At 39.3% G+C, this 15,996-nt stretch carries 7 protein-coding genes and 1 pseudogene; 3 read left to right on the top strand and 5 right to left on the bottom strand.

Annotated elements, in window-relative coordinates; all coding sequences use genetic code 11:
* The first annotated feature begins 217 nt into the window (after positions 1–217).
* The 3 genes from ACP6PK_RS15070 to ACP6PK_RS15060 all read left to right on the top strand — a co-directional run bounded on the left by ACP6PK_RS15070 (position 218) and on the right by ACP6PK_RS15060 (position 10,500).
* Positions 218–6,205 carry a phytase gene (locus tag ACP6PK_RS15070; protein WP_426560425.1) on the top strand — a complete coding sequence of 1,996 codons (5,988 nt, stop codon included), beginning with the start codon at positions 218–220 and terminating at the stop codon, positions 6,203–6,205.
* A gap of 27 nt (positions 6,206–6,232) precedes the next feature.
* Positions 6,233–6,364 (top strand): hypothetical protein, encoded by a 132-nt coding sequence (locus ACP6PK_RS15065; RefSeq protein ID WP_256386695.1) that lies wholly within the window; start codon positions 6,233–6,235, stop codon positions 6,362–6,364.
* A 188-nt stretch (positions 6,365–6,552) separates the two neighbouring features.
* Positions 6,553–10,500 (top strand): S8 family serine peptidase, encoded by a 3,948-nt coding sequence (locus ACP6PK_RS15060; RefSeq protein ID WP_426560423.1) that lies wholly within the window; start codon positions 6,553–6,555, stop codon positions 10,498–10,500.
* Positions 10,501–10,757: 257 nt separating this feature from the next.
* Here the strand turns inward: ACP6PK_RS15060 and ACP6PK_RS15055 are convergent, their stop codons facing one another.
* The 5 genes and pseudogenes from ACP6PK_RS15055 to ffh form a co-directional block, all read right to left on the bottom strand.
* Positions 10,758–11,171, bottom strand: a complete 414-nt coding sequence (locus ACP6PK_RS15055) for a ChuX/HutX family heme-like substrate-binding protein (RefSeq protein WP_426560421.1) — start codon at positions 11,169–11,171, stop codon at positions 10,758–10,760.
* A gap of 131 nt (positions 11,172–11,302) precedes the next feature.
* A complete protein-coding gene (locus tag ACP6PK_RS15050; RefSeq protein ID WP_094678105.1) occupies positions 11,303–12,256 on the bottom strand; it encodes a PhoH family protein in 954 nt (317 codons plus the stop codon).
* A gap of 324 nt (positions 12,257–12,580) precedes the next feature.
* On the bottom strand, positions 12,581–13,144 hold the full coding sequence (locus ACP6PK_RS15045) for a KH domain-containing protein (protein ID WP_426560418.1): 564 nt from the start codon (positions 13,142–13,144) through the stop codon (positions 12,581–12,583).
* Positions 13,145–13,154: 10 nt separating this feature from the next.
* Positions 13,155–13,424, bottom strand: a pseudogene (gene rpsP, locus ACP6PK_RS15040) (30S ribosomal protein S16); the annotation flags it as partial.
* Positions 13,425–13,552: 128 nt separating this feature from the next.
* On the bottom strand, positions 13,553–15,022 hold the full coding sequence (gene ffh / locus ACP6PK_RS15035) for a signal recognition particle protein (protein ID WP_094678109.1): 1,470 nt from the start codon (positions 15,020–15,022) through the stop codon (positions 13,553–13,555).
* Positions 15,023–15,996 lie beyond the last annotated feature (974 nt).

Here is a 15,996-nt window from a genome sequence, read left to right as displayed (position 1 = left end):
CGTAACGGTTTTAACCAGAGGTAATTATCAATTATCCATTATTAATTATCAATTAATGAACTCTCCCCTACTCAAGAAAGGATAGCAAACATTTATCAAATTAGTATTACATTGTACCAATAAACAAAAATTAACATAAACATAAGCATAACTTAACCCAAAACCTATATAATCCGATTACGATTATGACTGTAAGTAATTTAAGGTTTCTAAATTTATGTCAAATCAAGTCCGCTTTGCCACCTTCAACGCATCCCTCAACCGCAACGAATCAGGTCAATTAATCCAAGACCTTTCAACACCACAAAACGAACAAGCACAAACAATAGCAGAAATTATTCAAAGAGTCAACCCTGATGTTTTATTAGTTAATGAATTTGACTTTGATGCAGAAGGAATAGCTGCCGATCTATTCCGAGATAACTATTTAGAAATAAGTCAAAATGGAGTAGATCCTGTAGAATATCCCTTCGTATATCTTGCCCCTTCAAATACAGGTATTGCTTCTGGTTTTGACCTAGATAATAATGGGGAAATAGTTACAACTCCAGGTGCAAATGGTTATGGAAATGATGCCCTTGGTTTTGGCAATTTTCCCGGTCAATTTGCAATGGTTTTATATTCAAAATATCCCATTGTGGAAGAGAAAGTAAGAACTTTCCAAAACTTTCTTTGGCAAGATATGCCAGGAGCATTATTACCAGATAATCTCGAAACACCCCAACCTAATGATTGGTATTCAGAAGCAGAATTAGAAGTATTTCCTCTTTCTTCTAAAAGTCATTGGGATGTGCCGATAGAAGTTAATGGAGAAATAATTCATGTTTTAGCTAGTCATCCTACACCTCCAGTTTTTGATGGAGAGGAAGATAGAAATGGTAGAATAAATCACGATGAAATTCGGTTTTGGGCAGATTATATTACTCCTGGAGAAGGAGATTATATTTATGATGATGAAGGCAATTTTGGAGGCTTAAATCCTGGTAATTATTTTGTGATTATGGGAGACAAAAATGCCGACCCATTTGATGGTGATAGTTTCAACAATGCCATTGATCAACTATTAGAAAATCCCCTAGTGAATACTTCAGTAATTCCTGATAGTGTAGGGGGAGTTGCTGCTACAAACCGTCAAGGTGGAGAAAGTGCAAATCACTTAGGCGACCCTGCTTTTGATACAGCAGATTTTAATGATGCAACTGGTACTTCTGGCAATTTACGAGTTGATTATGTTTTGCCTTCAGAAAATCAAGAAATAGTTGATGCTGCTGTTTTTTGGCCGACTGAAAATGACACTCTATTTCCATTAGTAGGAGACTTTCCTTTTCCTAGTTCAGACCATCGTTTAGTTTGGGCAGATGTTACTGGTGAAAATCGTAAAACTGTAACTAATATTGAATTTATTGGTGATGTAGAATTTGAGAGTGGATTTGATTTTGCAGGTACAGAAGTAGGCGGTCTTTCTGGCATTACTTACAACAAAGTAGAAGGAATTTATTATGCTATTTCTGATGACCGAAGTGAAAGAAATAATGCCCGCTTTTATACTGTTGATATTGATTTAAGTGATGGTACTCTTGATGATGGAGATGTAGAATTTACAGATTTTACTACTCTGTTAAATGAGGATAGAGTACCATTCCCAGAAAATGGAATTGACCCAGAAGCAATTGCTTTTGATGGTGAGAATTTATTCATATCTTCAGAAGCAATTACTTTTAACGATATCGACCCATTTATTAATCTATTTTCTCTAACAGGGGAACAATTAAATGAGTTAACAATTCCAGATAAATTTTTGGCGAATGAAGATGGTACTCAAGGCATCAGAGATAACCTTGGTTTAGAAAGTTTAACAATTACTCCTAATCAACGTTTTCTCTACACAGCAACCGAAAATACTTTACTGCAAGATGGTTCAACTTCTACCCTAGAAAATGAGGGTACTTCTCGGATTATTAAATACGATTTAGAAACAGGAGAAGTTGTCAAAGAATTTCTCTATTTTGTTGACCCTATTATTGATGCTCCAGTACCAGCAGATGATTTTGCTGTTAATGGTTTAGTTGAATTACTCGCCCTAGATAATACTGACACTTTACTAGCTTTAGAAAGGTCTTTTTCTTCAGGAGTTGGTAATAATATTCGTCTCTATGAAGTTCAGTTACAAAACACAACAAATATCCAAGATTTTGACGGTTTAATTAATCCAAATGACCCCGATGGAGAATTATTTGATGTTGATGCAGTAGCAGAAAAACGACTATTACTAGATTTTGCAGACTTAGGCATTACTTTAGATAATGATGAGGGTATGACATTCGGACCTGTTTTGCCAGATGGGTCTCAATCTTTAGTGGTAGTTAATGATAATAACTTCGGTGCAGATCAAGTTACTCAATTCTTAGGTTTCTCCCTAGATATTGATACTATTCCTGCTGTTAACCCTACAGATGAAACCCCAAATTTAATCAGAACTGAAACTGGTGCTGATGCAGACGACCCAGCAATTTATGTACATCCTAATAACCCCAACCAAAGTTTAGTTATTAGCACATTAAAAGATGCTGGTTTAGCAGTTTATGGTTTAAACGGTCAACTTTTACAAGAAATTTCTCCTGAAACTCCTGGGGATATTCGCTACAACAATGTCGATATTGTTTATGACTTCCAAATACGAGATGAAACAGTTGATTTAGCAGTAGCAACTGACCGCGAAAATGATACTTTAGCAATTTGGAGTATTGACCCTCAAACTCGTCAACTTACTAATATTACTGCTGCCAATCTTAGCAACCCCCCAGCTTCAATTTTTGGTATAGATGATGGGGAAAAAACTGCTTATGGATTAGCAACTTATACTAATCCAAATACTGGGGAAACTTACGCTTATGTTAGTCAGCGAGATGGTAATCAAATTGCTCAATTAGAGTTAACAACTAACCAAAATGGAACAGTCAGTGCCTCAGAAGTTCGTCGTCTAACTGTACCTATTCCAGATGGTGGAGAATTGGATGACGCTCAAGTAGAAGGAATGGTTGTAGACCGAGAATTAGGAATTCTTTATGCTGGTCAAGAAAACTTCGGAATATGGAAATTTGATGCAGAAGCTAATGCTAGTACGGAAAGAACTTTAGTTGATGAAGTTGGTGAAAATATTCAAGCAGATGTAGAAGGTTTAACTATTTATTATGCTGATAATGGTAATGGTTATTTATTAGCTTCTAGTCAGGGAGATAATACTTTTGCTGTCTACGATCGCCAAGGTGATAATGAATTTATTGGTAACTTCTTTATAGGAGATTTTGCCAATATTGATGGAGCAGAAGAATCTGATGGTGCTGATGTAATTAATGTGCCTTTAGGTAACAATTATCCCAACGGTTTATTGGTAGTTCAAGACGGTGCAAATGAACCAGAAGTAGTATTGCAAGATCCAGAAGATGGAGAAATTCAAAACTTCAATACTAACTTTAAATTTATCCCTTGGGAAAATGTTGCTAATGCCTTTGAAGAACCTCTAAAAATTGACCGTTTTAGTTTTAATCCTAGGGAAATATCAGACAGTCTAATTAATGGTATTGCTAGTGGAGATACTACTCAAACTTCAACAGTGTTATGGGCAAATAGTAACACCCCTGGAGAAATAACATTTGAAGTTGCTACAAATTCTGACTTTACTAACATTATTCAAACAGTTAATAGCAACCTGACAGATGCTCCAGCAAAAGTCAATATCGAAGAATTAAACCCCGACACTGAATATTATTATCGAGTCACCGATGCCGCAGGTTCCATAGAAATAGGAGAATTTGAAACTGCTGCCGAATTAGGAAGTATAAACGGTTTAAAATTTGGAGTCGCCGGAGACTGGCGTGGCGAACTTGCTCCCTATCCTGCCATTGCCAATGCTGATGAAGCAGACTTAGACTTCTTCGTTTTACATGGCGACACAATTTTTGCTGATGGTGCTTCGCCAGCAGTACCAAAACCACAAGCAGAAACTATAGAAGAATTTCGGGCAAAACATGAAGAAGTATATAGCGATCGCTTCGGCGAAAATGCCTGGGCAGACCTCCGTGCTACCACATCAATTTTTGCTACGATAGACGACAGTGAAGTTACTGACGAATTCTCCGGTGGTGCCCCTGCAAATACTGACCCCCGCTTCCCAGAAACAACAGGGTTAATTAACGATACTCAACTCTATGAAAATGGTTTACAGGCATTCCAAGAATTTAATCCTTTGCGAGATGAATTTTATGGAGACACAGGAGAAAACCGCACCGCAGGAGAACGACAATTATATCGTTTCAATACTCATGGCAATGATGCCGCCACCTTTGTTTTAGATACTCGTTCCTTCCGCGACCAAGCATTACCAGCAGTTGGTGAAGTAACAGAAGAAGCATTTATAGAAGCTTCCTTTGACTCCAACCGCACAATTTTAGGAGAGGTTCAACTAGAAGACCTGAAAAACGACTTACTCCAGGCAGAAAATGACGGCATTACCTGGAAATTTGTCATGGTGCCGGAACCAATTCAAAATTTAGGAACTGCTGCTGCATCCGACCGTTTTGAAGGTTATGCTGCCGAACGGACAGAAATTCTCAAATTTATCGATGATAATAATATTGATAACGTGGTATTCGTGGCAGCAGACCTTCACGGTACTGTTGTTAACAACATAACTTATCAAGAAGAATTTGGCGGGGAACAAATTCCACTGAATGCTTTTGAAATTACCACTGGTCCAGTTTCCTTTGACCCTCCATTCGGTCCGAGTTTGATTGAAACTGCTGCTGCATTAGACGCCTTGAGTCCTGAACAATTAGCTTTCTATGATAACTTACCAGTTAGAAGCGATCGTGACAGTCAGCTTAATGACAAAGATGATTTTATCAAACAACTCATCAATGATGCCATCTCTCCTCTTGGTTACGATCCCATTGGTCTAAACAATAATTTAGAAATTGCCGAGGGTGCAATTGATGCTACCCTTATTCAGGGTGACTACATTTCCACTCACACTTATGGTTGGACGGAATTTGAAATTGATGCCGAGACTCAACAGTTGCGAGTGGTTACTTATGGTATCGAACCCTATACAGAGGATGAATTATTAGAGAACCCACAAGCAATAATTAACAGTCAGTTAGAGGTAGTGAGTGAATTTGTAGTTAACCCTATTTTGCCAACAGTAGGTATTAACCTGGAACCAGAAATTGTTACTGAAAATGAAGAAGAATACACTCTCACTTTCAATTTAAGTAAACCAGCTCCAACAGGAGGTCTACGGGTAGTTTGGTCAGAGACAGATACTGATAATGCCTTCGGTGATATAGAACTTCCTGAGTTAGAAAATGCTTCTAACCTAGAAGAATTAGATCCCGTTGGCGATGAACTCCCACGCTCCGCAATTACTATTGATGCAGGAGCAACTACCGCGACTGTTACTTGGACAACTATTCCCGATGATGAAGTCGAGGATGATGAAACCACAACTATTGAATTGATAGCAGAAAAAGGTTATGTTGTTGACGAAGAAAATCAAGTTGCTGAGGTTACTATTGTTGATACAACTCCTCAAGAAATTATTGGTACTCCTAACGATGACCGTCTGAGAGGGAACTTCGGAAATGATAGGATCGTAGCTCTAGCTGGAGATGATACTCTCAATGGTCGGGATGGCAATGATGTCATTATTGGTAGTCGTGGTAATGACTCTCTCTATGGGAAAAATGGCGATGATACCTTAGAAGGTCGCCAAGGTTTCGACCATCTATTCGGTGGAGAAGGCAACGATGAAATGAATGGTGGTCAAGGTCGCGATCGCCTGAATGGTGGTCCGGGAGATGACACCCTATCTGGTGGAGCGAGTATTGATCGTTTCATCTTTGCTACAAATGAGGAATTTGATTCTAACGATCTTGGCATTGATGAAATTACTGATTTTGTTGTCGAGCAAGATAAAATTCTCTTGGATCGAACTACATTTACAGCTATAAACGATATAGAGGTAGATTTTGCTACTGTTACAGGTGCTGCTGCAACTTCTGATGCTGTAATTGTTTACAACACAAGTAACGGTCAGTTATTCTACAACCCCAATGGTAGTGCTGATGGTTTTGGTGATGGCGGTCAGTTTGCAACTTTGAGCAATCAAGCATTGCTTGAAGTTGATGACTTTATTATCAGAGGGTAATTGGAATTCAGAATTTAGTAGGGGCGAATGACCATTCGCCCCTACAATATGACCATTCGCCCCTACAATATGACCATTCGCCCCTACAATATGACCATTCGCCCCTACAATATAGCCATTCGCCCCTACAATGAGGAATTTCCTAACCTTAATGCGTAGTGCTATCATGTTCGGTTGAATAGTTATAATTAAAGCTCGTAGTATTGCTCTAGCCCGCCAGATAGATATTTAATGGGCTAGAGCACTACTACAAACAAAAACTTTTTTTGTTTGAGCTATTGACAAATAAAAAAAAAATGATATGATTTAACGTTATTCTTTTTTTATCTTTGAAAACTAACTAAATAATGAGTCAAACTGTAGATAAAATTTCAGGGCAAAAATCTACTGATACTCCCATATCCGAGAAAGTATCGGAGGATGTGATAGGAGGGTTTGCCAATGGGAAATCCCAAGAACTTCTTGTTTCATTTGATAGTGCTGAAATAGATGCACTCGTAGAAACCTTAATACAACAGGGGGAATTTGAGGCAGGTAGCGATGTATATCTGGACTACAAATCTGAATTGCTGACAGAATTAAAAACAGAGGTACTCTCTAGTTTACAAGCAGGGTTTGAAGTCATAGAAGATTATTCACACCTACCAACTTCTTTCATTCGATTTGATTCGGAAGTACCTTTGACGGAACTGTTAGAAAATCCTGATGTTTTACAAGCATCAGTTCCCCAAACATTTCAACCATTGCTACAACAAAGTCTACCCTTAATCAATCAACCGCAAGCAGTAGCAAACGGATTTACTGGAGAAGGTACAGCTGTTGCTGTTTTGGATACAGGGGCAATAACAAATGCTCCAGGATTGGAGGGACGAGTAGTATTTGCCCAAGACTTTGGCCCTGATGATGGTTTTGAAGATGATGACGGTCATGGAACCAATGTTAGTGCTATTGTTGCCGGAGTTGCACCAGGTGCTGATATTTTGGCATTGGATGTTTTTAGAAATCAAAATACTTTTCAAGATAATGATGTTTTTGCGGCAATTGATTGGGTAATTGAGAACAAAGATGAGTACAATATTAAGGCCATGAACCTGAGTCTTGGTCCAGACAATACCAAGATAAAAAATCCAATTCCTGCGAATGATAATGATCCTTGGGCTCAAGCAATTACTAGTGCAAGATTGGCAGGAATTCTTCCTATTTTGGCTTCTGGGAATGACTACTTTACAGATGGACTGGGATTCCCTGCAGGTATCGAAAGTGGAGTATCTGTTGGTGCAGTGTATGACTTCACAGGTACCCTTGAGTTTGTCGATGGCACAATTGAGAACGCAATTATAGATCGAGTAACACCTTTTTCCAACAGTGCCCAATTTCTAGACATATTAGCACCAGGGGACTATATTACTGCTGGAGGTATATCACAAGGTGGCACTTCTCAGGCAGCACCTCATGTTGCAGGTGCAGTTGCTGTCTTGAGTGAAGCCTTCCCAGATGAAACTCCCGACCAAATTCTGCAACGATTGCTCGATAGTGGCACACCAGTTGAAGACCACCGGAATGGAATTACTAAACCCAGACTTGACTTAGCTGCGGCATTAGAACTGGAACCAGATCGAGTCGAAAATGATAACTTCCAAAATAGCAACCCTATTTCCGGTATATCAAGCACCGTCAATGGTACAAACAACAATGCAACTTCTGAGCAAGGAGAACCAGCTAGCGTTTCTGAGGAAGGAGAGAATAATTCTGTATGGTGGAGTTGGACTGCTCCTACTTCTGGGCAAGCAACTGTAGATACTTTCGGCAGTAACTTTGATACTGTATTAGCTGCATATACAGGTGATTCTGTCTCAAACCTGACTGAAATTGCTAGCAACGACGACAGCGCCTCAAACTTCCTCCAAAGTGAAATTGTTTTTGATGCAGCAGAAGGAACCACATACCATTTTGTAGTGGATGGATTTTCTGACGAGACAGGGAATATTGTCCTCAACCTTTTACAAACAACAACAGAGGTAGGAAACGATAACTTCTCAAACAGTTCTCCATTGATTGGTTCTTCTGCTAACGTTGAAGCCTTCAACTTTGATGCTACCACTGAAGATGGAGAACCTCTTCATGCGGAAAATGAGCTTGAAGAAAATGGAGGCAGCTCCGTTTGGTGGAATTGGACAGCACCCACATCTGGTCTAGTCACTATAACAACTAACGGTAGTGATTTCGACACTGTATTAGGAATTTATACAGGTGATTCTGTCTCAGACCTAACTGAAGTTGCCAGTAACGATGATGCTGGTGAGGGATTACAAAGTCTGGTAACTTTTGAAGCTTTTGAGGGCACAAACTATAAAATTGCCGTAGATGGATATTTGGGCGAACAGGGCAATATTGTTCTAGATTTACTCCAGCAAACAACACCCATATCCAACGATAATTTTGCTGACAGTGCTACTCTGACTGGTATTGCTGATACTGCAACTGCGAGTAACGTCAACGCCTCCAAAGAAGCAGGTGAACCTAACCATGCAGAAAACGATGGTGGCAGTTCCATCTGGTGGAATTGGACAGCGCCCGAATCAGGATTAGTGAATATCAATACCTTTAATAGCAATTTTGATACACTTTTGGCAGCTTACACAGGTCCTTCTCTCCAGGAGTTAACCGAAGTTGCCAGCAATGACGACGGTGGATTTGGAACGCAAAGTGAAATCATGTTTGCAGTAGAAGCTGGAACTAACTATAAAATTGCAGTGGATGGGTTCGATGGTGAAGCAGGAGATGTTGAGTTAGCTTTGTCGTTACAGACGGATCTTCTTGCCAACGATAACTTTGCCAACAGAATTTCTTTAAATGATACTGATATTTTTACAGGCAGGAACGAGGGTGCTACTAGCGAACCAGGAGAGCCAGCTCATGCTGGAAACGATGGTGGTGCATCTCTGTGGTGGACTTATACTGCCCCCGACTCTGGTATTGTAACCATTAACACTGATGGTAGCGACTTTGACACCATACTAGCAGCTTACACTGGTTCTACCCTTGCTGAATTAACTGAAGTAGCTAGCAGTGATGATAGTGTAGATTTTGGTCTCCAAAGTGAGATTATCTTTGATGTAGTCGCAGGCGAAACTTACAACATAGCAGTAGATGGGTTTGATGGTGAAGTTGGTAATATTAACCTGGAAGTGTTTCTCTCCACCTTTGCGAATGATATCGACCTATCTAGTCAATTACTGGAAATTACTTCACCAGAAGTTCGCCCTGGTGAGTTGATTGATGTTGACTTTTCTGTAGACAACAATGGTAGTGATGATGCTACTGGATTTGATGTAGACTTTTTCTTATCCGATGCTAATCTTGACCCAGATACTGCTGCAGAGGTTTTGCTAGACTTCTACTTATCTGAGGATGATAATATTGACCTACCCGAAAACTTCCTGCCACTTGATTTTACCTTCATAGAAGATTTGCCTGGGAACAGTAGTACCGACGAGTTTACCCAAACTATTTTGCTGCCTACTTTAGATGAGTTTGATTGGGATGAGGACACAGATTATCAGATTGGTATGGTCATTGACATCTTTGATGGTACCATTGAAACTGACGAATCAAACAATACGATCGCCACAACCATAGAAGAAGTTACTTTCCCACCTCCTGACCCAGACCAGTCTATTCCAGGTACTCCCCAAGCAGATAGGCTCAATGGTGGTACTGGTAACGATACTATTACTGGATTTGCTGGCAATGATACCCTGGTAGGTAATGATGGCAACGACTCAATTATTGGCGGTCGCGGGAATGACTCCCTGTATGGTCAAGATGGTGATGATACTTTAGCAGGTCGTCTTGGTATTGACCGTCTCTTTGGTGGAGATGGCGACGACGAGATGAATGGTGGTCAAGGTCGCGATCGCCTCAATGGTGGTCCCGGAGATGATATCTTAACTGGTGGAGCGAGTATTGACCGTTTCATCTTTGCTACAAATCAGGAATTTGATTCTGATGATATTGGTGTAGATGAAATTACTGATTTTGTTGTTGGTCAAGATAAAATCCTCTTGGCTCGAAATACATTTACAGCTATTAATGATATAGAGGTAGATTTTGCGACTGTTACTGATAATAATGCTGCTGCAACTTCTGATGCTGTAATTGTCTACAACAGAACTAATGGTGGGTTATTCTACAACCCCAATGGTAGTGCTAATGGTTTTGGTGATGGGGGTCAGTTTGCAACTTTGAGTAATCAAGCATTACTTGAAGTTGATGACTTTATTATCAGAGGGTAATCAGAAGTCATAAGTTAGAAGTTAGAAGTTAAATTCTTACTGTGACTCAACTTGAGAGGCGTGATAATTTCCTAACAGTAATAACGACTGCTATTATATATATCTTGATAAATAAAAAAAGCATGGTTTCCAGGAAATCATGCTTTTTTTCTATAATTTGAGGTCATTAATCTGACAAGCGCTGTATTAGACAAATTCAGGATGTGCTGAAAGGCCAGCAAAAAAACTATATTCTATGCAAAGCCAAAAAAATTAACTCAATTTTCCAAACTTTCTACTGGTGCAGGTTCCCAAACCTCACCATATTTTTCCTTCAACTCTTGCCAAGCTTCCACCTGTCCAGGTTCATACTCTCCTGGTTTTCCCCATTGCAAAAATGCACTCAAAGTCACTTCACTTTCACTATCTAAAAAACGAATTGCGTAAGTAGTAAAATTTCCCCGTTTTGCTTCCCCAGTTTCAAACTTTACCTGTTTAATCAGATCCATATTCAGATGAAACTCAAAAATATCATCGTGCATATTAGCATATTTACCTTTAGGAAGTTCAGCATAAAATAACTTTTGAATTTTTCCCCTAACTTCCAATACTGCAGCACTACTTGTCACAATTAAACGTAAAGTTCCAAGTTGTTCACAAGCTTCTAAAAAATCTTTCAGGTTAGTAGTCATAATTATAGATAGATATTTATTTTGATTATTTCAGGAATTATTAACCCAAATAAGAAACCGGGTTTATTACTTTCTATTTTTCACTCTCACAAAATTTACTGGATCAACCCGGTTTCTGCCTAACTCCTAATTTATTTTTCATAATCTTCATAAGCAGCAACTATTCTCTGTACTAAAGGATGTCGTACCACATCCGCTTGAGATAGTTCACAAATAGCAATACCTTCAACATTCCGTAGAATCTTCATAGCAACAGATAATCCCGATCTTTGACTCAGAGGTAAATCTGTTTGAGTAATATCTCCTGTCACTACCATTTTTGAACGGAAACCTAAGCGAGTTAATACCATTTTCATCTGAGCAGGAGTAGTATTTTGAGCTTCATCAAGAATCACAAAAGAGTTATTCAGAGTCCGACCTCTCATATAAGCTAAAGGTGCAACTTCAATAACTCCCTTTTCCATCAAAGTATTCACTTTTTCTGGTTCAATTAATTCATAAAGAGCATCATATAAAGGTCGCAAATAGGGATTGATTTTTTGTTGCAAATCTCCTGGTAAAAACCCTAATTTTTCTCCTGCTTCAACAGCAGGTCTAGTTAAAATTAGGCGTTCATATTCGTTGTCTAAAAGCGCTTTTACTGCTAAAATAGCTGCCAAAAACGTTTTACCAGTTCCCGCAGGGCCTACACAAAAAGTCATATCCTTAGTACGAATGGCCTGCACATATTTTCTTTGGCGAAAAGTTTTAGCCCGAATTTCTAGTCCACGGCGGGTTTTGGCCAGAACATCTTGCTGAAGTTGTTCCAGGTCATCTTGACGGTTTGTCTCAATTGCATGGCGAGCAGTAAGAATTTCTACCCCAGTAATAGTTTTGCCATGCTTCCAGAGGCTTTCTAGAGAATATACAATTTTCTGGCATCGCTCAATTTGAGTTGCAGTGCCAGTTATGAATAATTCTTGTCCCCGTAGTACAATATTTGCCCCTGTGTGTTTTGCCAGTAGTTTGATATTTTCTTCCTGATAGCCAGAAAGAGCGATCGCGCTATCTATACTAGGCAATTCTATTTGTAGTGCCTCTGTCATTTCAGTTATCAGTTATCAGTTATCAGTTATCAGTACCTAGCAACTTTTGCCAGAGGCTTGAAATACTGAATTGAAACTTTTTCATTCCCTTGTATAGCGACAGCTCGTGGTGCAGCCAAGGGGAGGCTTGAGACCTGATTTTTTGGTCATGCTAACATATCTGTCTATCTAATCCTCATTCTAGAATTTTTGGCATTAGCTATTCATGGATAATTGATAATTGATCTTTAATCCCCAGAGGTTTCTTAAAAATAGATAATGGATAATTAATATATTGATAATTACAGATAGTTTTCATTATCCATTATCCATTATCCATTATCCTTATGTCATTCCATGTCCATTTCTTTTATATCTAATTGGACTTGGAGTTGTACCACGATGACGAGATAGTCTGTGTCTATTTTCAGGGACGCGACTACTTGGTATCGTCCTTCTATTGTATATTCCCTCTTCTCGATTACTTGGATAGTCAGAATGATAAGAGCGTTGTATATCTGGCTGGTCTTCGTATATTTCCAAATGTACAGATTGACCTGCTGTTTGAGCTAATGCTGCTAACACAGTACGAACTGCTTGGATATTACGTCCTCCACGACCATAGACTCGCCCTTTTTCCGGTTCATCAAAAGCTAGACGAATCCAAGCTTTTGCTTGCCGAGGGTTAACTTCACAGTCCACTCGTAAAGACTGTGGTGACTCTAGAAATGGCTCAATTAAAGACCTAACTATTTCAGCATAATCAGGATTCGCTGACTGGCGGTTGTTCCTCAGACTCGCTAATTGTTGCTGTTGCAGTTGACTCACTGTCACTGGTTTCGTTGGTTTCGGTATTGGCAGTTGCTTGGCTCGGTTCAGTATTGGTAATGGCTTCGGTCGGTTCTGCATGGGAAACTGATACGTTTGCTTGGGTGTTAACTCCGATTCTGGATGATTCAAGGACATTGGCTTTTCTCAATATGTCACGCACTGTATCTGTTGGCTGGGCACCTTGTTCAAGGCGTCTTGTAATTGCTGGTACATCTAATCTTGTTTCATCTGTTCTGGGATTATAAAAGCCGAGTTCTTCTAATGGACGGCCATCACGACGGGAGTCACTATTCATTGCTACTATCCGGTAGCTAGTCTCCCGTTTTTTTCCATATCGCTTTAATCGCAGTTTGATCATTTCGAGTGATTATACTCCTGTTTGGAATTATAAGCTATTGTTTCATCGTAACCTAGGCAGCATTTCGAGATTTTTTGTCAAATCTACAGTTTTTTACTAGGTATTTTTGACTCTTGCAGTCGGTTCTTTTAAAGCTGCCCAAAGCCCTTTTTCTTTTTCTGCTTCTTTTTCTTCTTACCACTACCCATAATACCTTGCTGGTTACGCCAACCAGGAGGTGTTTTACCTCCTGGCATTCCAGGCATTCCCATACCAGGCATTCCCATACCAGGCATTCCAGGCATCCCCATCCCTGGCATTCCGCCTTGGCCCATTTGTTGCATTAGCGATCGCATTCTTTGGAAGTCACTTACCAGTTTACTAACATCTTTTTCAGCATAACCTGAACCACCTGCAATACGTCGTCGTCGGGAGGGAGATTTGGCTAAAAGTTCTGGGTTTTGGCGCTCTTGGCGTGTCATAGAATTAATCATAGACTCACAACGCTTAAGCTGAGTTTCTCCCTGCTGCAACTGATCGTCACTGATTTTATTCATTCCTGGAATTAATTTCATAATTCCTCCCAGGGAACCCATATTCTTCATCAGTCGCGTTTGCTTCAGGAAGTCAGTAAAGTCAAACTTAGCTGAGAGGATTTTCTCTTGCATTTTTTCTGCATCAGCTATGTCAAACTCTTCCTGAGCTTTTTCTACCAGGGTAAGTACATCTCCCATCCCCAAAATCCGAGAAGCCATTCTTTCTGGATAGAAAGGTTGCAGAGCTTCTACTTTTTCTCCTACCCCTACAAATTTTATCGGTTGACCGGAAATTCGACGGACTGATAAAGCTGCCCCACCTCTTGTATCCCCATCCATTTTTGTTAGGATAGCCCCTGTTATCCCAATTTGATCGTTGAAGGTACGGGTCAATGTTGCAGCCTCTTGACCTGTCATTGCGTCTACTACTAGCAAGGTTTCCTGGGGCTTAACTGCTGCTTTAATTCTCGCAAGTTCGGCCATCATATCTTGATCTATCTGTAGCCGACCTGCTGTATCTATAATTACTGTATCTATACCATCTGCTTTGGCCTGCTCTACTCCTTTTTGAGCAATTTCTACAGGGTCTATATCTGTACCTAATTCAAATACTGATATATCTATCTGTTTACCTAGGGTAACTAACTGGTCAATAGCAGCCGGTCTATATATATCAGTAGCTACTAGCAAAGCACTCCGGTTCTGCTTCCTTAAATGTAGGGCCAACTTAGCTGAGGCTGTGGTTTTCCCTGTTCCCTGTAAACCTGCCATCAGGACAATAGTTGGCGGTTGGTCAGCTTTCGCTAAGGGAGCGTTGGTTTCTCCCATTACCTGTGCTAGTTCATCATGGACTATTTTGATGAACTGTTGGTCTGGTCTTACTCCTGTTAATACATTGGCTCCTTTGGCCTTGGTGCTGACCTCGGCTATAAAGTCTTTCACAACTTGTAAGTTTACATCTGCCTCTAGTAGGGCACGACGTACTTCTCGCAGGGCGTCTTGGATATTGGAGTCTGTAATTTTGTCTTGACCCCTTAGTTTTTTCCAGGTTACTTCTAAGCGGTCAGCAAGGGCTTCAAACATAAAGCAATTTCAGCTAGCTAGTAGTAGTTCTTTATTATATATCATTTGACAACTTTTTCTATTTTTTTCCTAATTTTTTTAGTGTTTATCTTTCATTTAACAATTCCCAGCTTTATTGTCTTAGTTAACTGCTTTTTATCTTTAATATCAAAACTTTAACAGTATCTGCTTTGATTCAGACTTTCTCTGGTTTCCACAGGGTTAATATCTATCTATAACCTATTTTACGATCGAATACTTGCACAATTTATCTTTTAGGGTTTTGGCTGCCAATCATATTTTTTCTACATCTTAATAATTAAGTATTTGAGGATTTTTTCTGCTCCTTTTAGCCTTAAGTTGACAATTCATTTTTTTTTCTAAAAAGACTCTAGGTGAAGCAATATAATAAACAATCTAACTATTTATACTAGAATAAAATTCAGCATAACACAATCCAAACAATTTGTAAACCTAGGTATACCATTTATCATACATTAATACTGCTTGGTAAGAAATACTTTACACTATTTGTCTTTTTCCTGAATTTCCTCACACATAAAACTTACCACTTCACACCTTGTTTCAGGATATCTAGAAAACATTGTGAAAGATTTGGTATGATAAAAGTTGAATTTTTACAGTTAGTGCGTGGTCTAAAATATTGGCTTAGAGGCAGGAATGACCATCATAATATGCTGTGGGTAGAATTCATTTTTGCTCTTTAAAAGTCCTTTCTCTTGTTAGTCTTTCAGTTCTAATGGCAGTACCCAGTAGATAATTTATCAGAAGGTAAGAGGTTAGTAATAAGTCACACAAAGACCAGGGTATGTAAGGAAAAGTAAAGTCTCTCAAAAACTTCTTTCCTTCAGGATAGCTCACCCTAAGTTGCAAATCCGATGGTTTCTATTCCTGCCTGATCGTATCAGCATAATTTTTAACACTAACCTAACTTAGACAAAATTATTTTATATATTTACTACTCAACTCCAGAT

Source organism: Dapis hubbardiae BLCC-M172, from assembly GCF_050016015.1.
GTDB lineage: Bacteria > Cyanobacteriota > Cyanobacteriia > Cyanobacteriales > Microcoleaceae > Trichodesmium.
The sequence above is the reverse complement of the archived record's forward strand: the minus strand, read 5'-3'. Positions and strand labels throughout refer to the sequence as shown.

Bases quoted from the DNA above. Each gene is read 5' to 3' on its own strand.
- ACP6PK_RS15070 (WP_426560425.1), top strand. From the start codon at position 218: ATGTCAAATCAAGTCCGCTTTGCCACCTTCAACGCATCCCTCAACCGC.
- ACP6PK_RS15065 (WP_256386695.1), top strand. From the start codon at position 6,233: ATGACCATTCGCCCCTACAATATGACCATTCGCCCCTACAATATGACC.
- ACP6PK_RS15060 (WP_426560423.1), top strand. From the start codon at position 6,553: ATGAGTCAAACTGTAGATAAAATTTCAGGGCAAAAATCTACTGATACT.
- ACP6PK_RS15055 (WP_426560421.1), bottom strand. From the start codon at position 11,171: ATGACTACTAACCTGAAAGATTTTTTAGAAGCTTGTGAACAACTTGGA.
- ACP6PK_RS15050 (WP_094678105.1), bottom strand. From the start codon at position 12,256: ATGACAGAGGCACTACAAATAGAATTGCCTAGTATAGATAGCGCGATC.
- ACP6PK_RS15045 (WP_426560418.1), bottom strand. From the start codon at position 13,144: ATGCAGAACCGACCGAAGCCATTACCAATACTGAACCGAGCCAAGCAA.
- ffh (WP_094678109.1), bottom strand. From the start codon at position 15,022: ATGTTTGAAGCCCTTGCTGACCGCTTAGAAGTAACCTGGAAAAAACTA.